Source organism: Nocardia sp. NPDC059154, assembly GCF_042755705.1.
Taxonomy (GTDB): domain Bacteria; phylum Actinomycetota; class Actinomycetes; order Mycobacteriales; family Mycobacteriaceae; genus Nocardia.
The window spans coordinates 20740-42097 of the sequence record NZ_JBHZCS010000003.1; the positions used below are offsets into that span (position 1 = coordinate 20740).

The window sequence follows — 21358 nt, forward strand, 5'->3', positions numbered from 1 at the left end:
CGACGCCGCCCGCGGCGACGATCCGCTCGGCCGAATCAGCGCCCACGGCTCAGCCTTGGACCAACGCCGCCGAAAGCCGAAAAGGGCCTCATCTTCACCCTGAATTGGTGAAGATGAGGCCCTTCTGGTGGACCTAGGCCTGCAGCGGCTGATCGGCGGGCAGGTTCGGTGTCGCGGGTTCCAGCGCACCTACAAGGGCACCCACCCCCGCCCCGACCGCGGAACCGACCACGGCCGCAGGGATCGCGAACACTGCGGCACCGATGGCAGCGCCGATGACCGGTACGACCACCAAGCCCGCCGGGAGGAAGGGAATACCGGCAATGAAACCGGCGACGGCACCGACCATCGCACCGGTGGAGGTCAACGGGCTGGAAACGATCCCCGCCACCACATTGCCTGCAAGTGCACCGGCGAGAGCGTCGGCGGCCATGCGGTCCGACCGCGTCGGCGCGAATCCGACCGAGTCGAATCCCTGGGCCAGCATGGCCTCCGTCTGCCCGTAGGAGTCGTTGATCCCGTCGGTGAACCCAGGGTCGACCCAGTCCGGTCGTCCGACCGAAACTGAGCCGATGCGAATGGTCCCGTCCGGCGCCTGGATCGGCGCGACGGGCGGGGCGAGAGCCGTTGGCAGGTGCAGACTGGACGGGTCGACCGGGGCGAGGCGGCCGTCAGGAACGGACCGCTTCCCGCTCATATCGTTGCGACTGGTCGCCGTTGGAGAATTGGTCGCATCCGCCGACGCCGCGGGGATCTCGAACAACGCCACCGACAATGGAACCGTCGCGAGGACCAGTAGTGATCCAGCACGCCCGAACCGCCTGGTCGAGCGAGCGAGATGCTGTCCTGCCATGAAAGACCTCTCTGTCGACTTCTGATGAGTTGTGCAAGAGATTCGAACGGCACGCCGGGCGGATATGGACGCCCAAGAACTGCTTGCGCCGATCGGCCATGCCTTGATCCCGCTTCATCACCAGAACGAGGGCATGACTGTGGCGAATCGGCGGCGCGAGACTCTCGTGGTCTGCGCCGACTGCCATGGCGCTATCGTCTTATCGCACGTATGCGCTAATTCGACCTCAGGTCAAGCCTCGGCGACCTGAGCTGCTGCGGCATTGGCGGATATCGACTGTCTCAGGGATTTCGGACGCATATCAGTCCAATTCTTCTCGATGTATTCCACGCAAGCGTTTCGGCTGTCCTCACCGAACGCTCGATGCCACCCGCTCGGGATATCGGCAAAGCTTGGCCACAGGCAATACTGTTCTTCGTCGTTGATCAGAACGAAGAACCTGCCGTCTTCGTCATCGAATGGGTTAGTGCTCATTCTCGCCTCACAATTGCAGCATTGATTGCGTCGTGTAGCAGGTGGCCAGGAGCAAGACAATCATCCCTGGCGCGTACATGGCATGTACGCACCAGGGATGACTAGATCAAACCATCGTCATCTCTGTCCGCGCGAGTCGATACTTGCCGCAGATCATGCCTGCGAACTGCGCGGTGTTCCGTCACCGCGCGATGCACGGATGGGAACCGACCGGAAACCTAACCACCGTGGACCAGGACGTCAAGCACTGCCACATGGCTGGCGTGTCACGTGGCTTGTTCGTGCAAAACGGACAAAATCCGAACATTGGACATAGGGTGCCGACGATCTGCGCGTCCCGGCCGATCCGAAGTCTCGCGAGGCGCTGCTGAAGCCGGCCGCCGCCGTGTTCAACGCACTCCTCGCGATCACCGGGGCCGGTGAAGCTAACCGAGGCCGCGCAGCAATATGGCCATCATCCAGCTAACACAATGGGATGGGTCTGGCACTTGTCGATCCATCCCTGGCGCAGGGTGACTGGCACGTTTGCCGGAATACCAGGACCGAGGCTGCGGGCGTTTCGTCCGGATAGAGACGGTCACCAATCCGGCAAACAGGAAACCTTTCCTCTTTATCCATCAATTATCGCCCAATAGCTGTAATGTGGCGAATGATCCGCTATCCCCCTCAGGCGGATCCCGATGTTGTGGAACGAATGCCCTTCTGTGCTCCGCAACGTCGCGGTGGTGTCGTCTATCCCCGACACCACCGCTCGGGGGGAACATGTTCACCGATCGGGAGGCGTTGGACTTGGGAGGCGTTGGACTGTCGCGATGAGAGAGTGGTGGCCGAGGCTCGAATCGCGAGTCGGCAACCAATTCATCCGAGCCGGCCGTTACCGGCTGTTCCACTGATTCGCATGTCAACTCGAGAGTAAGTGTTTGGGCAAGTCTTAGGTGCCGATTGCATGGACGGAGCGCAGTGTACGCCGAGCACGTAACATTCAACGATTTCCGGGTTGTCTGGGTTACCGAAAGATCTACCTTCATTGCCTACTGCGAACGCTATCCGGGACTGTTCGCCAAAGACCCCTGGTCAGCGGTGCGCGCTAGACGGAGTCTGGAGGACCTGGCACGCAATGTGCTGGTGTGCAGCGACCTTTCGTGAGTTCCGCACGGTGGTGCGCTTGGATCCGTCGAAATACGCCAAAGGGCACTTCATGCGGAAAAGGATTCCGATGCGACTACCGAATGACTCACCGTCGGAGACGTCGACATATCCCCTGGACAGCTTCGCTCATGTTCGGAGGCCGCTCGATGAAAGCCGTGATCTCATGAGCATTGCGATCCTCGCCGAGGTGATTTCCATCTGGACGCTTCTAGGCCTTTTATTCGGCTGGGTCATGATGGGTGGCAAACGCTGACGGGCCATCGTACTGCGTCGACGGGATGGCCGTTGGTCCGCTTCGGCGCACGTACGTGTTGGAACCTACAAATATTCCAGGGAATCCGTCCTGATTGCCGCTTTGAGGACGGTCCGCAATCGGACAATTCGATCGAAACAACCCGGCTGGGTCGGATTCGCATCGAGATTGCACCGGCCGCCGCCTCGAGATTCAGCCGCAGAGCGCCGGGTCGGCGGCTGGACTCCCCAGTCAGCCTGACCCACGAGACCCGCCGGGAATTTCAAGGATTTGACGTGACTTAATCCTGCAAATCCATGGCCAGCCACGACAGAACGGCTAGAGTCATCTGCTATGAATCCTGAGGGTGCGAACATGCGGGCGCGGCGACGTGCGCGGATGGACCGGGGGAACGGCAGCACGTGGGTGACAGCGAGAACGAAGCCGGTCGCAGATCTGATGTCGGCGCGCCTACGGAAGCGCCAGAGCTACCCGCCAGCCATCACGGTGATCTGCGACGGGTGTTGCTATTGCTCGGTGGGATCCGAGACATCGGGGCGGGTGCGGTCCGGATCCGTCAAAGAGCTGAACACACTCGACGATTCCCGGTGGTCTGGTGAACTCGCCACAGTATTACCCTTCCGTCGCCCGATGCCGATGAACGATTGCCGATGAACGACGGGGCGGCAGAGGGGTCGCCACCGCCGGCCGTGGCAGCGAACAGCTCACCTGGTACCCGCGAGCATCAGCGAACTCCGGTATCTACGCAGATCGACAAGCCGACGATTGGGCCACCGAACGATCAAAAACAACCGCCTGGCTCGAATTTGCGACCTTCTGGATTCGAAGGGACTTCTCGTACAAAGATATCAAGATCAGATTCTGGCTGGAACAGAATTGCATGAGGTCTTCGCGGTGTCTTTGAACTCCACAATCGTGTGGTGGCACCCCTGGCCGAATCACCCCTGGCGTGCACCCTGACCAATATTTACATTTTGCCCGTTTTGCACGAATAAGCCATGTGACACGCCAGCATGTGGCAATGCTTGACGTCCGAGTCCGCGGTGGATAGATTTCCGGTCGGTTCCCGTCCGTGCGTCGCTTACGGCCACGATTTCAGCGGTTGCCGCATACCGCGCGGTTCGCGGGCATGATCTGCGGGGGTGTCGACTCACACAGACGGAGAAGATGACAGCGGTGTTGATCCAGCCATGCTCCAAGCCATCTGCGACACGACGCGATCAATGCTGCAATTGTTCTTCGGCAGGTCCAGTTGATTTTATCCGAACTTCTATAGCACAGAGCGGATGTAAGTATTCCATACAGGCGTTTCGGCTGTCCGCACCGAACGCTCGCAGGTTACCGAGGCTTGACTCGAGGTCGAATTAAAACGTACGCGAGAGAATTACACTCGCCACCGGCAGTTGTGACGTAGTAGCTGAAATTCTCTTTCCATATGAAAGGCGATCTATGAGCACGGGCAAACATAGAGCCCCCCACCAGCCCCGATACAAATTGGCGTCGTTGGCCGTCGTGGGAGTAGTTCCGGTGACGTTGGGGCTGGCGGGAACCGAGCCCGCGAACGCCGCGCCCACTGAGAGCACCGAAGTGTTGCAGTCCGACCAGTCTCAACAGGACCAGCGTCTGGCCGACCCGTCTCGGCCCGGCCAGACTCAGCCTGAAGGATCGCAGCCTGACCGGCTCCAGGGCGACCAGCCTCGATCCGACCAGCCGGTGCAGTGGCCCGCGGCTGAAGCACCCAATGTGCATCCGTACCAGGGGCTTCGGATTCCAGATGACACGCTGAGTTCGCTGCAGTGGGCGCGGCCGATGCCGGAGAACAAGTACCTCGCTCCCTTGGGAGAGTTGCATGCGCCCGTGCCGGTAGCCCCGGTGCCGCCAATTGCGCCCCCGCCCGGCAAATTGCGCTTCGGTGACGTGCAAGTCGATTCACCGGAGTGGCTGAATCGTGAGCAGGCAATCCAGCTGAACGATGGCGCCGCCCAAGCCGAGGCGGCCACCGCAACCTTCCTCGACTCGATCGGAATGGAGCGCAGCCGGTCCGACCGCGTCGCAGGAGAAATTATTGGCGGCGCTGCGGTCGGCGTAACGGCAGGGGCAGTGGCGGCGAGCCCCTTCGGGCTGTTCGGTGGGGTCGTCGGCGGCATGATGGGCACGGCGATCGGCCTGCCATTTGCGCCGATCGGCCTTGCGGCGGTTCCCGTAGGAGCTGCTTACGGTGCGGCCCTCATGGAGGTTCCAATTGCGGCCATCGGTGCCGGCATAGGCGCATCTCTCGGTGCGGTGCATGCACTCAGCGCACCACCACGGACAATCGGCGACTGACACCCGATAGACGGCCCGTGGAACCGTTCGAAGGATTTGGAGAACCTGACCACACCGCATACACCGGCTGGATCCCGGCCTGCCGACCGCAGCGGTCGGTAATCGCGGAATGTGTGCTGTCATACGAGGATCGAACCGCCTCGAGCACAGCCTGGCACGGATAGACCACCGCCAAAACCGCACCCGCGGACGCATTCACACCGTCCTGGCCTCCCAAAGCTGGAGCCCCGACCTCGGCGAGTCGCGTTCGCGGGTGACGTTTCGGTCCGCCCGCGTGCGCAGCAAGTTCACGACCCGGACGCTCGAGGCCGTCAGCGTCCTCACTCGCGCCGTCCTCGACGCGGCCGCCTACGGCTCACCTCGACTTCAGGGCGGAGTCGTCACCGCCGTGAAATTCCTGATCAGCGCATACGACCTGCGTGCAGGATCTCCAATCCGCAATCGACGCATACGGATTGACCCTGACTGCGCATGCCTCTCAATAGCCCGGAACCCCCGGTTTCAGCCACATAGGCGAGGTGGGCTGCGGTACATCGGCACTCGGCCCGTTGGGCTCTGCGAGCCGGTGCCGGCCATCGGCCGAGGGCGCCACTGCGACAGGGCGTGCGACTGTGGGTGTGTCCAGGAGGAGGTGCAGACGAGCGATGAAGGCGTCAAGGATCTCAATCGCGTAGCTAATTTCAAGATATCGCTGACCTTCCGTGCCTGGGCACTCTCGATTCGTGCCACCACCGCGGCATTCGGGCCGCTCCAACGCAGGATCTCGATACGGTTCGGTGCGGGTGAGCCGATCGTGGAGCATGGCGGGAATCCGGGCGGGTTATCGCGCCGCATTCTCACTTCGGATCATCGGGCCGGGGTCACAGTGGACGGCTCCGGAATAGGTGCCCCGCTTCGCCGACTCCGAGCGGTGCACCGTGCTCGACGGCCGGGTGGATCGGCCCGCAGGCTCTTCCTATCCACCCGGCCTGAGCAGCAATTGGACCGTCAAGGTGGAAATAGTCGCTCGAGGGGAAGTGCTGGAGTGCAGATGTTCATCACCGGCCGGGTCAGCCGCCGCGGCGGTGAGGCCCATGTCGTTATCGGTGCACCGCGGCCGGTCGCCGGGTGCGCCCACGGTGACAAGGTCTGCCGCGTCGAAATCCGCCACGCGGACACCATTGTCCGGCTGCACCCCCAGCCGGGGTCCATGCGGACGGCACTCGACAACGCGCTGTGTGAGGTCACCCGGCATCTGGGCATCGACCTACCGGGGTTGCTCGCACACGTCACGATCGGGCCCGCAGTGCCCGAGCCCCAGGTCGCACGGCGCCGTCGCGGACAGCGTCGAAGCACGCGTGCATGAACCTTTCGAACACCATCAGCGGAGGCTCGACACCGTACTCGAACATGTCGTGCCGGCCTGCTTCCGAAACTCCTCGATACAGTCCGAGCCGCTGGCGCCGAGGCCGTATTCGTGCCCAGCGCAGTGCATTTCGACGACGGCGAGGTGCCTGCACGGCTTGTCCGGTGACAACCGCCCGACACGCTCGGGCAGGGCAGCCGCATCTCGGCGTTGACTGCGAGGTCGCGTTTGGTTTGCTGGACAGGTTGTCCGCAGCGTCGCCGGGTGCAGTGAATTCGTGACATCCTTGATTACGAGGCTTCGTGTCGGTGCCCCTCGTCGGCGGGAATTCCGGAAGTCGGTGCGGTGATGCGATATCCGATCGGACGATCCTGGGAGCCGGGCACAAGCCCGATCGCGCCCGGCACGGTGCCGCAGCAACCGACCTGCGCAGGTCACCTGCAATACATACGGGGCGGGCGTGAATAGCCCACGGCTACCGCTGACGCCCGGGTCGACGTTCGGGAAGTACCGGCTGCGGCGGTTGATCGGTTCCGGCGGAATGGGCAGAGTGTTCGAGGCGCTCGATACCACCAAGGGCCGGGTAGTTGCCTTGAAAGTGCTGCCCGAACAACTGGCCGACGACCCGGTCTATCGGGCCCGGTTCCGGCGCGAATCCCACATCGCCGCAGTGCTGCAGGAGCCTCACGTCATCCCTATCCATGACTACGGCGAGATCGACGGGCTGCTCTACATCGACATGCGGCTGGTGCGCGGCGAAAGCCTGGGCACCGTGCTGAGAACCGCCGGTCCCCTGCCACCCGAGCAAGCGATCGCGGTGATCGGCCAGATCGCCGCCGCGCTCGACGCCGCACACCACGAAGGCCTGATCCACCGCGACGTCAAGCCCGACAACATCCTGCTCACCCACGACGGGTTCGCCTATCTGGTCGACTTCGGCCTGGCCAACACGAACACCGACGAACGCCTGACCAAGACCGGTTCGGCGATCGGGTCGTTCAACTACATGGCACCCGAGCGTTTCCAATCCGGCCCGACCACGGCGGCTGTCGACGTGTATGCCCTGGCGTGCGTATTGCACGAATGCCTGACCGGCACCCGCCCCTACCCGAACGACGGCAGCGACGCCGCTGTCATGCACGCGCACATATTCGAACCTCCACCCCGACCGAGCACCCGCGCACCGGGAGTACCGGTCGCGATCGACGCTGTCGTTGCTCGCGGCATGGCGAAGCCAGCCGATCAGCGCTATACCGGCGCCGGCGAACTTGCCGCCGCCGCCCGCGCCGCACTGGCATCCTCGCCCAGCGACGCCGAAGACGGCAGTCCCACCGTCACAGTCGACGGCGAGCCCACCATGACGACGCGTCCCACACCTGTGGCGACCTCCACACCCGAGGCCGGGGCCGTGCCGGCGGGCAGGCGCCGACCACGCCGCCTCTGGATCGCCGCTGCCGCGGTCGCGGTCGTGGCCGCCGCGGCCGTCGGCGCCTGGCCGCTGCTCCACAAGTCCACACCACCGAGGACAGGGCCGGCGAAAGCCGAATTCACCGACGACGATGTCACCCTGCTGAAAATCCTGCCCCCGCCGTACAGCCGCAGCACCTGTCATCACCAGAACCCGGGGACCTACGGGGACAAAGCCCATCTCACATGCGACGGGATTGCCGAAATCCGTTCGGCCAGCGGCGATTTCCATCTGTTTCCCAATGCCGATGCACTACACCTGACCTACCGCCGCGTCAGCCGCGATCTCCACGCCAGCAGCTGTCCGGGCGATCCACCCGGCCCCGACGGCCCCGCGACAAAGGCCGGCAGGGAGGTCGGGCGGATGGCCTGCTTCACGAGTGCGACGACGACACCACCGACACCGGCGCTGATCCAAACAGACGAGGCGGCCTTCGTCATAGCGGTTTTCTTCTTCGACGAGTCGGCCGGCGGCAGCGCCGCATTGGCCTATCAGGTGCGCGACAAGGGGGACGGGAATTCGCTTTTCAAGACCACTCCGGCGGACCCTGACTTCTACACTCCGGCCGACCGCGTGCTGCTCGCCAAACTCCCCGCCGCCTACAACCCACGGTACTGCCGACACGTCGAACCCCCCTCCAACAATGTGACCGCCGCCGCTTTCTGCTTCGGCAACGAGTCCGGTGTACCGTTTGCAGGTTTCTCGCAGTCACCCGACCATGCGGCCGCGAGCCGGGTTTTCGATTTCTTCAGGATCCTGCTCGACGGCCACGCGTGCGACGATGCGACGGTTCCCGACCAATCGTGGATTCGAAAGGGCACGACGGTCGGCCGGTTCACCTGCGCCACCGATCGATCGACCGGGCAGCCCTTTCCCTCGCTCCTCGCTGTGGATCAGAGCGCCGATATCGTCATCGGCTTCCTATCCGACCCGCCCGATTCCCCCTACAACCGTCCCAAGTCCGAACAGGAATTGGTCGACTGGTTCAAAAGGAACTTTCAGTAGACGCCGGTGTCCGAGGCCGCGGCATGACGGCTCCCGATCCCGGCCCGCCTCGCCGCGATGCACCAGCGCCCCAATCACGCGGCATTCTGAGCGGCTGCGGCCCTCGCTCTGCACAGTGGTGGCGAAACCGGTCCTCGAGCAGGTTCGTGGCGCGGATACGGAAAACTATCGATGCACGGGTGTCCGGTTCGCGTGCCAGCAGATCCCCGATCACTTCACGTCGCATGAGCTGCTCGTGCACCGCATCGGCCTCGACATGCCGAAAGGGGCCTACCCGAACCAGCGGGCGAACGCCGGTTTGAATAAGCCCCTTATGGTGGTTCTAGCTGGGATCGAACCAGCGACCCCTCGCGTGTGAGGCGAGTGCTCTCCCGCTGAGCTATAGAACCGCGGGTTGTCGCCGAGGCGACTGTTCGGACCGGCGTTTGCGGTGCCGCTCGAACGAGAATGAAGATTACACACCCGGTTGCTGTCACACCAAATCGCGTGCACAACAGCGTAAAACTGAGGTTTCTGAGGGTGGTGTGGTGGGTGAGGCTTCACCGGCGCGTTGCCGAGGCGACACGGGCCCGTCGCCCGGGCGCGGTGGGATGGACCGCGATTCACGCCCACCCGGTTCTCCCCGCCTCGGACGACCGGCGGAACTACATGCCTGTAGTTCAGATTTACCCCCTCCTACCAGGCGATTTGTTACCTGCGCAGATCGTCGGCTAATGTTCTCTCTCGTCAGCGGGACAGCCGAAAGGCGCCCGGGACGAAATGCGGATGTAGCGCAGCTGGTAGCGCATCACCTTGCCAAGGTGAGGGTCGCGGGTTCGAATCCCGTCATCCGCTCGAGAGGCCAACACGGCCTGCTTGGCGGTGTGGCCGAGTGGTGAGGCAACGGCCTGCAAAGCCGTGCACACGGGTTCGATTCCCGTCGCCGCCTCTTCTTTTATGAAGAGCAGAAGACCCGCGCGATTAGCTCAGCGGGAGAGCGCTTCCCTGACACGGAAGAGGTCACTGGTTCAATCCCAGTATCGCGCACCATGTTTCATACAGATCAGGCCCGGCTCACGCTGGGCCTTTCTGCTGTCTCGAGCAAAATCGGCGGGGCGCCCGCGCGCGGTGATCGGCGAGATCTATCGTTTGTCTGTTGATGCGTCTTGGACGTCATCGGCGAGCAGTGGCGAGGATGAGGACAGTTTCGGGCCCGGCCCGGTCGGATCATCGGATCGTCGAAGGGATACGTGATGGCCACGGTTTCACCCGAGAGCGTCGGCGAGAGCGACGAGCACGAACCCGTTTTCCACCCCTACCATCACCCCGCGGCCGGCTGGGGTGCGGCCAAGAGCGTGACCGGTCTCCTGGCCCGCGAGGGCGAGCCCATCATCGGGCCGCGCGCGATCCTGAAGATGAACCACGAGAACGGCGGCTTCGACTGTCCCGGGTGCGCATGGCCCGACGACATGAAGGGCCTGCATCTCGACATCTGCGAGAACGGCATCAAGCACGTCACCTGGGAGATGACCCACAAGCGTGTCGGGCGGGAATTCTTTGCCGCCCATACCGTCACGGAACTGTCGGGATGGAGCGAGTTCGACCTGGAGAATCAGGGCCGGCTGACGGAACCGATGAGCTACGACCCCGATACCGACCGCTACGTCCCTATCTCCTGGGCGGACGCGTTCGAGATGGCCGGGCGCGCGCTGCGGGAGCTGGACGACCCGAATCGGGCGGCGTTCTACACCTCCGGCCGGCTCGGCAACGAGGCCACGTTCCTGTATCAGCTGCTCGCGCGGGAGCTCGGCACCAACAATCTGCCGGACTGCTCGAACATGTGCCACGAAGCCAGTGGCCGCGCATTGCAGGCCTCGCTCGGAACCGGCAAGGGCACAGTCGATCTGAAGGATTGGGAAGCGGCGGACGCGCTGTTCATCCTGGGGGTCAACGCGGCCTCGAACGCGCCGCGCATGCTGACGGCGCTGGTCGAGGCCCACAAGCGGGGCGCGCGGATCGTGCACATCAACCCGCTGGTCGAGGCCGCGGCGCGCAAGGCGATCATCCCGCACGAATTCGTCGCGATGGCCACCTTCCGGGCGACGCCGACCAGCAACCTGAACCTGCAGCCCCGCATCGGCGGCGACATGGCCCTGCTCCGGGGAATGGCCAAAGCCGTTCTGGAGCAATCTAAGTCGGATCCGAAGGCGCTGGACCACGAATTCATCGACCGCTACACCAGCGGGTTCGACGCCTATCGCGCGGTCTGCGAGGCCACCTCGTGGGCCGAGATCGAACAGCTGTCCGGAGTCAGCGAAGCGCGAATCCGCGCGGCGGTGGACATCTATCGTGCCGCCGACCGCACCATCGTCAGCTGGTGTCTGGGAGTCACGCAGCACGAGCACGGCGTCGACACGGTGCGCGAGATCGTGAACCTGCTGCTGCTCCGCGGCAATCTGGGCCGCGAGGGTGCGGGTCCGTCACCGGTGCGCGGGCACAGCAATGTGCAGGGCAATCGCACCTGCGGCATCGACCATCGGCCCACCGAGGCGTTCCTGGACCGGCTCGGCCAGGTGTGCGGCATCGAGCCGCCGCGCGCACACGGCCTGGACACGGTCGCCACCATCGAGGCGATGACGGCCGGGCGGGTGAAGGTGTTCATCGGGATGGGCGGGAACTTCGCGCTCGCCGCGCCGGACACCGCCTACACCTTCGAGGCATTGCGCAACTGCGAGTTGACGGTTCACGTCAGCACCAAACTCAATCGCAGCCATCTGGTGCACGGACGCCGTGCGCTCATCCTCCCCTGCCTGGGCCGCACCGAGAAGGACATGCAGCGCAACGGGATCCAGTCCAGCTCGGTGGAGGACTCGATGAGCATGGTGCATCTGTCGACCGGCATGAAGAAGCCCGCGTCCCCGCATCTGCTCTCCGAGCCGGCGATCATCGCCGGGATCGCGCGGGCCGCGCTGCCCGACAGCCGCACCCCCTGGCAGGACTACGTCGGCGACTACGACCGCATCCGCGACACCATGGCCGCCGTCCTGGACGGATTCGAGGACTTCAACCGCCGGGTCCGGTTGCCGCTCGGCTTCCGGATCCGCCAGCCCGCACGCGAACTCGTCTTCCGCACGCCATCGGGGCGCGCGGAGTTCTCCGCGGCCCCGCTGCCGCAACTGGCACAGAACGCGGACGTGCTGACGCTGGCGACCATGCGCTCGCACGACCAGTGGAACACCACCATCTATTCGGACAACGATCGCTACCGGGGCATCAAGAATCTGCGCACCCTGATCTTCATGAACACCGACGATATGCGCGAGCGTGGGCTCGGCGAGTTCGACGAGGTCGACATCACCAGCATCGCCCGGGACGGCAGCACGCGGAAGCTGAGCGGCTACAAGGTCATTCCCTACGACATTCCGCGGGGTTGCGCGGCCGGGTACATGCCGGAGATGAATGTGCTGTGCGCGATCGGCGACTACAGCACCCAGAGCGACCAGCCGATCATGAAGAACGTCAATGTACGGGTCGAGGCCTCGGGTCGCTGACCGGGCGTCGCGAATACAGAGCTTTCGACACTCGGCTCACGGGCGAGGTTCCGGGCCCCGGCGCGACGCCGACCCGATCCTCGGCCGGGAGCTCGGGCTGCGACGGCCCGGCAGTCGTCCGCGGCCGGGTGGCGATGGCTACGCAGATACCAACGCCGACCCCGAGGATGGTGTCCGTGCCGCGGTCGAGCAGTAGCCGAACCGGGTCGGCGGGCGCGGCGAGGTCGGTCATCACCATGATCAGCGGGGTGAAGAAGCCCAGGGCGAGAGCGTAATTGCGGGCCATGAACAGTTCGGTGGGAAACAGCAGCAGCAAGACCACCACGCCGAGCAGAGCCGCGGGCAGATGCGGCAACAGCAGGACCGCGGTGGCAGCCAGGCCGACGAAAGTCCCGAGTACGCGGTGCATTCCGCGCAGGACGCGGCCGCGCGCATTCCCGGCCGCCAGGGGTACCGCAGCGGCGGCCATCGCCCAATTGGCATGGGTCACACCCCACCCCACCCCGATCGCACCGGCGAGGGCCACCGCGAGGACATAGCGGCCGGCGTGGCGCGCCGACTCCCCCAACTCGAACGCCCGGACTTCTGCGGTCGGCGCGACGGTGTCGGCGTGGAGCGTCCCGAGCAGGACGCAGAGCACCGCGGTGGCGGCGAACAGCGACAGTCCCGGCAATGGTGCGGCCGCACACGCGGGAACCGACGCCAGCGCGCCGAGCGCGAACAATCCGAAGAAGGGCCCGCCGGGCCGCAGTCCGGCGCGGTCGGCGAACAGCGAACCGGCAGCGGCGAATCCGGTCTCGACGGCGACCAGGAGCACCGGACGGGCATGGATCGCCGCCAGCAGGACGCCGATCGCTGCGCCCGCACCGATCAGTGCGGCCGCGAGCAGCTGGTGCCGCAGGCGTGACCAGCGGGTGCGGCCACGCCCGTACATGCCGACGAAGGAGCCGAATACCGCGAACACCAGCAGATCCGTCCGGCCCGTCAGCACCAGCACGGTGCCCGGGATCGCCAGCCCGGACGCGACGCGCACCGCATGGTGGTGGTCGTCGTCGCGGGGACCGAGCACCAGCAGTTCGCGTGTCAGTCCGCGTATCAGGTGCACAGCCGGTCTCCGATCGTCGTACGAGCAGCTCCGCATCGCCTGCCGGTGACAATGGCGCCACCGGGCATAGCAATACGGCACGCCCACCGACGGTGTGAGCCGGAGTTCGCGCGAGGTGATGACGGACGAGCGGACCGACGCTCACGATCCGACAACGGAGGGGACACCGATCCGCGGGTATTCGTCCGCCAACCCATTGTCGTCGATCATGAATGCCCAGTTCAAACGGCAATTCTTATCCCCCGATAAACAACGCCGATCAACGCCGGTCGACCCGGCCCGGCGACCACCGCATCTCGGCACGGCGGTGCACAGCCCGGCAATCAGCGCACTTCGTGACCACCGCACTCCCCGAAGGTCAACTCGCTTCTGGACCACGCTGGGTGGGCGGGCGGTCTGTGGGCTCGTGCTCGACGATATCGGGGCGCGCGGCGCGGGCGGTTTCGATCAGGGCCCGGGCCAGCGTAGAGACCGGTTCGTCCGACTGGATGACCAGCGCGATCATCGAGCCGACGGCAGGGTCTCGCAGGCGCACGACCCGGGCTCCGGCGGGTGGCGGCGTGGTGCGGAGCCACGTCGAGGGGATGACCGTGGCCCAGCAACCGGTGGCGACATGCGCGAAAAGGGTTGCGACCGAGTCGGTTTCGAGGCGCGGGTGCGCGACCAGATTCCGGGTGGCAAGGGCGGAGTCGACCAGCTGGCGGCCTCGCATTCCGGGATTCAGCAGGCACAGCGGCAATTCCACGATGTCGATCCAGTCGAGCGGGCTCGTCCGCTCGGCGACCAGGTCGGCGCCGACGAGCAGCACCTGCTCTTCGCGGTACAGGGCCGTGACGGTCAGTCCGGAGGTGTCCTGCCCGTCGGGGTAGATGACGCCCGCGTCGAGTTCGAACCGGCGCAACCGATCGACGATGTCCGCGGAGGCCAGGCTGGTCTCCACGTGGACCCGCACCAGCGGATGCGCGGCGCAGAACGGGTCGGTGAGCAGCGCGATGGTCGCGGCGGAGGCGGGGATGACACCCAGCCGCAGCTCGCCGGACAGACCGGTCCGCAGCGCGGTGACCTCCTGTTTGAGCGCGTCGTGGTCGGCCAGGATGCGGCGCGCCCACAGCACCAGCCGCTCCCCCTCGGGAGTCAGCCCCTCGAAGGTGCGGCCGCGCTTCACGAGCGGCACCTTCAATTCGTTCTCCAGTTTGCGTATCGCCTCCGACAACGCCGGTTGCGACACGTAGCAGGCGGCCGCGGCCCGCGCGAAATGACGCTCCCGCGCGAGCGCAACGAAATACTCGAGCTGGCGGAACAGCATGGCCCTATTCGATCACGCCGATCCGGTGGTGCCTGCGGCCGATTCGCTTCATGGGCCGCTGCCGTGCGGATTCCGGGCGCGGTGATCGGTCGGAGGCCCGCTTCCCTCGCTGAGCATCGACTCGGGATCCCCACCGTCACCGAGCCGTCCACTCACTCGGGGGTCTTTGTCCGCTTCGGGGTCGCTGCGACAGAAATGGGCTCGAGTTGGTTACTCTGCCTTGTCACGCCGTTACAGGTTTCGCTCGACCCACGTTCGATCGACCCGGGGTTCGCTGGACCACACGGCTGTTGCCCTACATCGATGACTCGAGATGTTCGCTTCGGTTGGTGGAGGAGGTGGGGTAATGGAGGCCGGGGTCGGCGTGGATACCCGAGACGGGTTCGATGCGGTCGAACACGCGCGGGAGATGGCGGGGCGACGCTTCCGGCTGGACGGGTATTACGAGGTCGGGCGCGAGAAGGTGCTGGAGTTCGCGGCAGCGGTTCAGGACGAGCATGCGGCGCATTGGGATGACGAGGTCGCAGCCGCGCTGGGGTATTCGGCCTTGCCGGCTTCGCCGACATTCGTGGCGCTGCTGGGCGGCCCGGTGCTACACGGGGTGAGCGAGCTGCTGATGGGTTATGACCTGCGGGCTTCGGTGCACACGGATCAGGTGCTGGAATTCCATCGGCCGGTTGTGGTCGGGGATCGATTGACCAGCAATGTGGTGCTGCAGTCGTTCCGGCAGGCGTTCGGCGGAGACATGCTGGTGTTCGAGAATGTCGTCACCGATCAGCGGGGCGAGGCGGTGGTCACGGGGACGACCAGCATGATCTCGCGGTCGGAACGGTCGGCACAGACCGCGGAGGTGGCACAGCGGATCGAGGCGCTGGTGCACCGCGGCCTGGACACGTTCGTGCGGCATTCGCCCGAACGGGTCGAGCTCGTCGATTGGATCGCCACGCCGGCCACGTACCGGAGCACCCACTCGCGGGCGGTCGGCTCGCTCCGCGAATGCGATGAGTTGCCCAGTCGCACAGTCTTTCTCACCATCGGCGATCTGGTCCGCTACGCGGGGGTGGCGGGCGATGCGAATCCCATCCATTGGCACCCCGACGCCGCCCGTATGGTGGGTCTGGAGCGCGGCGTGGTCGCGCACGGCATGCTCACCATGGCCTATGCCGGCGCCTTCGTCACGTCCTGGCTGGGTGATCCGGGCGCGCTGAAGCAACTGAGTGTGCGCATGAGCAATCCGGTCTACGTGGGCAGCGAGGGGCCGACCGCGATCGAATTCACCGGCAAGGTCAAGTCGATCGATCCGGTGGCCGGCACCGCCGCGGTCGCGATCTCCGCAATGCACGAGGGCCGCAAGGTATTCGGCCGCGCCACCGCCGTGGTCCAGCTGAGCTGATCCCGGCGGCGATCACCGGCATCATGGCCGATATCACCTACTTGCTGCAGTCCTGGGCTCGATGTAGGGCGTTCACCCGTCGCCGAAGGTGAACGCGGCGGTCGCGTCCGGCAATCAGTGTGAACGCTGGGAGCGGATGAGGGCTCCTGGCCGGGCACCGGTGTCCTCGCCGTCGCGGAGCACGACCTCGCCGGAGACGATGGTCGCGCGGTAGCCCTCGGCGCGCTGTAGCAATCGGCGAGCACCACCGGGCAGGTCGTAGGCCATGGCGGGCGGCAGCAGGCGTAGCGCCTCGAAGTCGATCACATTGAGGTCGGCCTTCTTACCGACGGCGATGACGCCGCGGTCGTCCAGGCCGTACATCTGGGCGGTGTCGTAGGTCATCTTCCGGATCGCCAGGGGCAGCGGAATGCGTTCGCCCCGCGCACGATCGCGCGCCCAGTGGGTGAGCAGGTAGGTGGTGTTGGAGGCGTCGCAGATCGCGCCGACGTGCGCGCCGCCGTCGCCGAGACCCACCGCGGTGGCCGGATGCAGGAGCATCTCGCGGATCGGATCCTGCGTGAAGCGGGAGTAGTTGAGCAGCGGGCGGTAGAACAGTGCCCGGCCGTCGCGGGAGAGCAGCTGGTCGTAGATGTAGTGGAACGGTTCGACACCCGCGTGGGCGGCGTCGCCGGCCAGGCTGGTTTCCGGGTCCGGTTCGTAGTCGGGCGGGTCGCCGAGGGTGAATGTGCGGTCGAGTCCCATGCTGATGAAGGCCATCGGATTGTCGGGGAGATCGGCCTCGGTCAGGATCGTCTCGCGCAGCGCGGGATCGCGGAGTTCGGCGACGAGAGCGTCCAGGTTCTGGCCCGCGCGCTCGACCGCGGCCTGGTAGGAGGGCCGGAACGAGAACGGGTTGAAGGTCTGCAGGCCGATCAGCAGGCCCAGTGGCCGCGCGGAAACCTGTGGGCGCACCGGGATTCCGGAGTCGAAGGCGGCGGCGGCCGCGTCCAGCAGGCGCTTCCAGTCGTCGGGTGCGCCGTCGTGCTGTAGGAGACCGAAACTGACTGTACGGCCGGTCTGTTCGGCGAGGCGCAGCATCCAGGCCAGTTCGCGATCCGGGGCGGCGAGGTCTTCGCCCATGATGCCGGCGGGGGCGAGTTCGAAGACGCCCGCGCCCGCGTCGGCCAGCGCCTGGCCGATGCCGAACAGCTCCTCCTCGGCCGCGAACGTGCCGGGCACGGGTTCGCCGTCGATGGCGCGGTGCACGATCGTGCGTGAGGTCGAAAAGCCCAGTGCCCCGGCCTCGATGCCCTCGCGCACCAGTTTGGCCATCATGGCGATGTCCTCGGGCGAGGCCGGGTCGTTCTTCGCGCCCCGCTCCCCCATCACATACGCGCGCACCGCGCCGTGCGGCACCTGCGTGCCGACATCGATGGCCAGCGGCAGCCGGTCCAGCGCGTCGAGGAATTGCGGGAAAGACTGCCAGTCCCAGCGGATTCCGGTCGACAGCGCCGCGCCCGGAATGTCCTCGACGCCCTCCATCAGCCCGATCAGCCACTCCCGCTTCTCGGGGGTGACCGGGGCGAACCCGACTCCGCAGTTCCCCATCACCACGGTCGTCACGCCGTGCCAGCAGCTGGGCGTCAGCTGCGGGTCCCAGGTGATCTGCCCGTCGTAATGCGTGTGGATGTCCACGAAGCCCGGGGTGACCAGCAGCCCTGTCGCGTCGATCCGGTTCTGCGCCACCGCGTTCGCGAGCGCCCCGGGCGCGGCGATCACCGCTATCTGTCCGTTCTCCACCGCGAGGTCGGCCGGATACGGTTCCGCTCCGGTCCCGTCGACGATCGTGCCGTTGCCGATGATGAGTGAGTAGCTCACGAGAAGTCCTAGCAATCCAGATTCGCTAACACTGCACAGACTAACTAGACATGTAGTCAGCGAAGTAGGAATCGGGAGAATCGGTTCTGATCAGCGCGTTCACGCGCGGGAAATTATGGTGGAGCGCATGAGAATTCGGCGGTGGCGGCGGGTTTATCTGGCTGCCGAGTACGCGGCGTTGTTCTTCGGCGGGACGACCCTCTACAACGCGGTACTGCGGGGGAAGCCGCCGATTCCGGCGCTGCTGGTGCTGGGGACCGGGGTGACGGTGTATCTGCGGCGGTCGAAGGGATTCGATCGAGGGTCGCTGTGGCGGGCGGAGGCGTTTCCGGAGCAGGCGCGGTCGATGGCGGTGACCGCCGGGGCGAACGCGGTGGCGTTGACCGCCGTGACCGCGGCACTGCGGCGGGAGGATCTGTTCGATCTGCCGCGGCGGAATCCGCTCATCTGGCTGGCGGTGATGGTGCTGTATCCCGCCCTGAGCGTGTATCCGCAAGAGTTGATCTTCCGGTCGTTCCTGTTCCACCGCTACCAGCCGGTGTTCGGTGACGGGCGGGCGATGGTGGCGGCCAGTGCCGCGGCATTCGGCTACGTGCACATCGTGTTCGGAAGCTGGTTCTCGGTGGCGGCGAGCAGCGTCGGCGGGTGGTTGTTCGCCGCGCGGTACATGCGGACGCAGTCGCTGTTCACCGCCTCGGTCGAGCACGCGCTGTACGGGATGCTGGTGTTCTCCGTCGGACTGGGACGGTACTTCTATCACGGCGCCGCCCCGGCCGCCCGAATTCAGTTGGGGGCCACCAGAACCGCCTGACGCGATGGTGCGGGCTGAGCGAAGACCGCCACGGTGACGATGAGCACGAAGGCCAGCAGTGCCGTCGTGGTGCGGGCGATGTGGAACAGCTCCCAGCGGTGCAGCAGCTGGGCATAGTCGGCGGGAACCGGGCCGACCGCCCACTGCTTGATCTTGCCGTTGATGGGGACGTTGCCGAATCGCGTGATGACGAAGCTCGTCACCTCGAGGCCGAACGAGGTGGCGGCCAAACGGCGCACGAGGCCGCCGCTGTAGACGGCCAGCAGCAGCGAGGTCAGCGCGGCCAGCGCCATGGCCGATTGCATGACGGGACCGTTGACCTTCATGAGGGCGGTGTGGAAGGTGAAGCGGACGTCCAGGGGGACGGTCTTGAATGCCTGGGCGACATTGATCAAGCCGTAACCGAATGCGCCGCACAGGTATCCGGTGGTGAGCAGAGCGGCTGCGGTGAGCAGGCGGGTGCGCATGGGCGAGCCTTTCGAGAGGTCAGTGGTGCGCAGGTAGTTCATATTTCTGAACAGTTCTGATTTTTGAACCTGTATCCTGACTCTGTCAAGACGGCGGTTCGACATCGATCGGAGGGTTCGTGCCTCGTTCACCGCGAGCGGCGGACACCGCAGGCGCACCGGTGAGCGCCGAGGAACAGCGGCGGCTCGAGGCGCTGGCACCGCTCATCGCCACGCATTTCCGCCGCGCCCACGGCGATATGCCCTCGTCCCTGCGCACGTCCTTCGAGGCGGATGGGCTGGGCAATCGCCACGGCGCCGTCCTGGCCCAGGTGCTGGCCGCGGGCAGCATCAGCGTGAGCGAGCTGGCCCGTCGCCTCGGCATCAGCCTCACCAACGCGAGTCAGCTCGCGGGAGAACTGAATCGGGCCGGCTGGCTGCAGCGCCACAACGACCCGGACGACAATCGCCGCACCCTGCTGTCGCTCCCCGACGACCGCCGCGACGATGTGGCCACCTTCATCAACCGCCGCTCCGACGCCCTGCTGCGTGCCATGTCCCGGCTCGGCGCCGAGGAACGCCGGGGCTTCCTGGCCGGCCTGCAAGCCTGGGCCGAGGAAATCGACCGCTGACGGTGCTGCCCTACCGTCGACCGCCTCGCATTCTGCTGGTAGCGGGCCCCTGGTGACCGACCAGCATGGGATGGTCGGGCAGACTGGCCGGGTGGGAAACCTACCTGTGGCATCGATGGTCTGCGCGTTCATCGGTGCGATCTTGTTCGCGGTGTCGGCGGTGGCGCAGCAGCGCGCCGCAGCGGATGTGCCCGAAGGGGATGCGCTGGTCGCCAAGTTGATTCGGAATCCGCGGTGGCTGGCGGGTTTGATCGGGGACGCGGGCGGTTTCGCGTTCCAGGTGGCGGCGCTGGCGCTGGGCTCGGTGCTGGTGGTCCAGCCGATTCTGGTGACGGCGCTGGTGTTCGCGCTGCCGCTGGCCGCACACTACAGCGGTCGCCGAGTGACGGCGGTGATGTGGATGCAGGCGGCGGCGCTGTCGATCGCGCTGGCCTGCTTCCTGGTGGTCGGGGACCCGACCGAAGGAGTGGCCGACGCACCCTGGCATCGATGGATGCTGCCGCTGGGGTTGACGCTGGGTGTGATCGTCGCGGGCATCGCGGTGGCAACCACGGTGCGGGTGCCGACCCTGCAAGCCTTGCTGCTGGGCACGGCCGCGGGTCTACTGTTCGGCATCTCCGCCGCTCTCACCGATAATGTCACCGAGCTGTTCCGGGTCGGCATCGGCACCGCACTGACCAGTTGGGAGCTCTACGTCCTGGCCGCGTGCGGCATGCTCGGCCTGTACGTGCAACAGCGCGGCTATCAGGTCGGCCCACTGTCGGCCTCGCTGCCGGCCTTCACCGTGGCCGAACCGCTGGGCGCGGCCTTCCTCGGCATGACCGTCCTCGACGAGCGGCTACGCTCGGGCCCCGTCGGCACCGCCTTCGTCGCCGCGGCGGTCGTCGTCATGTGCGTTGCGGCGGTGCGCCTTTCCCGCGCCCAGGCCGCACCCGCCCCCGAACCCCGGCCCGCCACCGACTGACCATCGCCGCCACGCCCGAAATCCCCCGTTTTCCTGGCGATTTGCATTAACCACCCACCCATAGGCTAATGTTCTGTCCCGCAAGCCGATCGGCCCACAAGGCCGGGTGAGCACGCGGATGTAGCGCAGCTGGTAGCGCATCACCTTGCCAAGGTGAGGGTCGCGGGTTCGAATCCCGTCATCCGCTCCACGGGGGATTTTGTCGGCGCGATTAGCTCAGCGGGAGAGCGCTTCCCTGACACGGAAGAGGTCACTGGTTCAATCCCAGTATCGCGCACCAGAGTTCGACCAGATCAGGCCCGGCTTCCGCCGGGCCTTTCTGCTGTCGTGAACTCAACGTGAACTGAGGTCCGCGAACTCGATCTGAACTGAGGCCCGGCTCTCAGGTTCGCCCTCGACCACGAACTCACCGCCGCAGGTGCCGCAGTAGTCCGGCCTC

At 65.7% G+C, this 21358-nt stretch carries 15 protein-coding genes and 6 tRNA genes; 13 read left to right on the plus strand and 8 right to left on the minus strand.

The features are described 5' to 3' along the window. Positions 1-133: 133 nt before the first annotated feature. Both ACFXN1_RS03615 and ACFXN1_RS03620 read right to left on the minus strand, forming a co-directional pair. A complete protein-coding gene (locus ACFXN1_RS03615; RefSeq protein WP_379444920.1) occupies positions 134-697 on the minus strand; it encodes a hypothetical protein in 564 nt (187 codons plus the stop codon). A gap of 387 nt (positions 698-1084) precedes the next feature. Beyond that, positions 1085-1327 (minus strand): MbtH family protein, encoded by a 243-nt coding sequence (locus ACFXN1_RS03620; RefSeq protein ID WP_379444921.1) that lies wholly within the window; start codon positions 1325-1327, stop codon positions 1085-1087. 2929 nt (positions 1328-4256) lie between these two features. Between ACFXN1_RS03620 and ACFXN1_RS03625 the strand changes: the two genes are divergently transcribed. The 3 genes from ACFXN1_RS03625 (at position 4257) to ACFXN1_RS03635 (ending at position 8872) form a co-directional block, all read left to right on the plus strand. Next, the gene (locus tag ACFXN1_RS03625; RefSeq protein WP_379444922.1) at positions 4257-5054 is read left to right on the plus strand and encodes a hypothetical protein; all 798 of its coding nucleotides are present in this window, start codon (positions 4257-4259) and stop codon (positions 5052-5054) included. A 1030-nt stretch (positions 5055-6084) separates the two neighbouring features. Further along, positions 6085-6399 carry a hypothetical protein gene (locus ACFXN1_RS03630; protein WP_379444924.1) on the plus strand — a complete coding sequence of 105 codons (315 nt, stop codon included), beginning with the start codon at positions 6085-6087 and terminating at the stop codon, positions 6397-6399. Between the two features lie 460 nt (positions 6400-6859). Next, positions 6860-8872, plus strand: a complete 2013-nt coding sequence (locus ACFXN1_RS03635) for a serine/threonine-protein kinase (protein ID WP_379444925.1) — start codon at positions 6860-6862, stop codon at positions 8870-8872. On the opposite strand, the gene ACFXN1_RS03640 is transcribed toward ACFXN1_RS03635, so the two are convergent. Continuing rightward, positions 8853-9176 carry an iron-containing redox enzyme family protein gene (locus ACFXN1_RS03640; RefSeq protein ID WP_379444938.1) on the minus strand — a complete coding sequence of 108 codons (324 nt, stop codon included), beginning with the start codon at positions 9174-9176 and terminating at the stop codon, positions 8853-8855. The two genes, ACFXN1_RS03635 and ACFXN1_RS03640, sit on opposite strands and share 20 nt — an antisense overlap. A 10-nt stretch (positions 9177-9186) precedes the next feature. After that, a tRNA-Val gene (locus ACFXN1_RS03645) sits at positions 9187-9261 on the minus strand. Between the two features lie 372 nt (positions 9262-9633). On the opposite strand from ACFXN1_RS03645, the gene ACFXN1_RS03650 reads away from it, so the two are divergent. From ACFXN1_RS03650 to ACFXN1_RS03665, 4 genes are all read left to right on the plus strand, one after another. Next, a tRNA-Gly gene (locus ACFXN1_RS03650) sits at positions 9634-9706 on the plus strand. Positions 9707-9729: 23 nt separating this feature from the next. Further along, positions 9730-9800, plus strand: a tRNA-Cys gene (locus ACFXN1_RS03655). 26 nt (positions 9801-9826) lie between these two features. Beyond that, a tRNA-Val gene (locus ACFXN1_RS03660) sits at positions 9827-9901 on the plus strand. 203 nt (positions 9902-10104) lie between these two features. Further along, positions 10105-12402, plus strand: coding sequence for an FdhF/YdeP family oxidoreductase (locus ACFXN1_RS03665; protein WP_379444927.1), 2298 nt, complete (start codon positions 10105-10107; stop codon positions 12400-12402). Here ACFXN1_RS03665 and ACFXN1_RS03670 read toward each other — a convergent pair. Both ACFXN1_RS03670 and ACFXN1_RS03675 read right to left on the minus strand, forming a co-directional pair. Next, positions 12371-13507 carry an FUSC family protein gene (locus ACFXN1_RS03670; protein ID WP_379444928.1) on the minus strand — a complete coding sequence of 379 codons (1137 nt, stop codon included), beginning with the start codon at positions 13505-13507 and terminating at the stop codon, positions 12371-12373. The two genes, ACFXN1_RS03665 and ACFXN1_RS03670, sit on opposite strands and share 32 nt — an antisense overlap. Before the next feature lie 358 nt (positions 13508-13865). Continuing rightward, the gene (locus ACFXN1_RS03675; RefSeq protein WP_379444929.1) at positions 13866-14813 is read right to left on the minus strand and encodes a LysR family transcriptional regulator; all 948 of its coding nucleotides are present in this window, start codon (positions 14811-14813) and stop codon (positions 13866-13868) included. Positions 14814-15159: 346 nt separating this feature from the next. On the opposite strand from ACFXN1_RS03675, the gene ACFXN1_RS03680 reads away from it, so the two are divergent. After that, the gene (locus ACFXN1_RS03680; RefSeq protein ID WP_379444931.1) at positions 15160-16206 is read left to right on the plus strand and encodes a fused (3R)-hydroxyacyl-ACP dehydratase subunits HadA/HadB; all 1047 of its coding nucleotides are present in this window, start codon (positions 15160-15162) and stop codon (positions 16204-16206) included. A gap of 114 nt (positions 16207-16320) precedes the next feature. Here ACFXN1_RS03680 and ACFXN1_RS03685 read toward each other — a convergent pair whose 3' ends face one another. Beyond that, positions 16321-18066 (minus strand): amidohydrolase family protein, encoded by a 1746-nt coding sequence (locus ACFXN1_RS03685; protein ID WP_379444932.1) that lies wholly within the window; start codon positions 18064-18066, stop codon positions 16321-16323. A gap of 127 nt (positions 18067-18193) precedes the next feature. On the opposite strand from ACFXN1_RS03685, the gene ACFXN1_RS03690 reads away from it, so the two are divergent. Then, entirely contained in the window at positions 18194-18877 is a 684-nt protein-coding gene (locus ACFXN1_RS03690) for a CPBP family intramembrane glutamic endopeptidase (RefSeq protein ID WP_379444933.1), read from the plus strand. Here the strand turns inward: ACFXN1_RS03690 and ACFXN1_RS03695 are convergent. Then, positions 18850-19386: a DUF1772 domain-containing protein gene (locus ACFXN1_RS03695; protein ID WP_379444935.1), complete on the minus strand. Its 537-nt coding sequence runs from the start codon at positions 19384-19386 to the stop codon at positions 18850-18852. The two genes, ACFXN1_RS03690 and ACFXN1_RS03695, sit on opposite strands and share 28 nt — an antisense overlap. Before the next feature lie 119 nt (positions 19387-19505). On the opposite strand from ACFXN1_RS03695, the gene ACFXN1_RS03700 reads away from it, so the two are divergent. The 4 genes from ACFXN1_RS03700 to ACFXN1_RS03715 all read left to right on the plus strand — a co-directional run bounded on the left by ACFXN1_RS03700 (position 19506) and on the right by ACFXN1_RS03715 (position 21199). Next, positions 19506-19955, plus strand: coding sequence for a MarR family winged helix-turn-helix transcriptional regulator (locus ACFXN1_RS03700; RefSeq protein ID WP_379395488.1), 450 nt, complete (start codon positions 19506-19508; stop codon positions 19953-19955). 91 nt (positions 19956-20046) lie between these two features. Next, positions 20047-20919, plus strand: a complete 873-nt coding sequence (locus tag ACFXN1_RS03705; RefSeq protein WP_379444936.1) for a DMT family transporter — start codon at positions 20047-20049, stop codon at positions 20917-20919. A 114-nt stretch (positions 20920-21033) separates the two neighbouring features. Further along, positions 21034-21109, plus strand: a tRNA-Gly gene (locus ACFXN1_RS03710). Positions 21110-21124: 15 nt separating this feature from the next. Continuing rightward, a tRNA-Val gene (locus tag ACFXN1_RS03715) sits at positions 21125-21199 on the plus strand. The last annotated feature ends 159 nt before the right edge of the window (positions 21200-21358 follow it).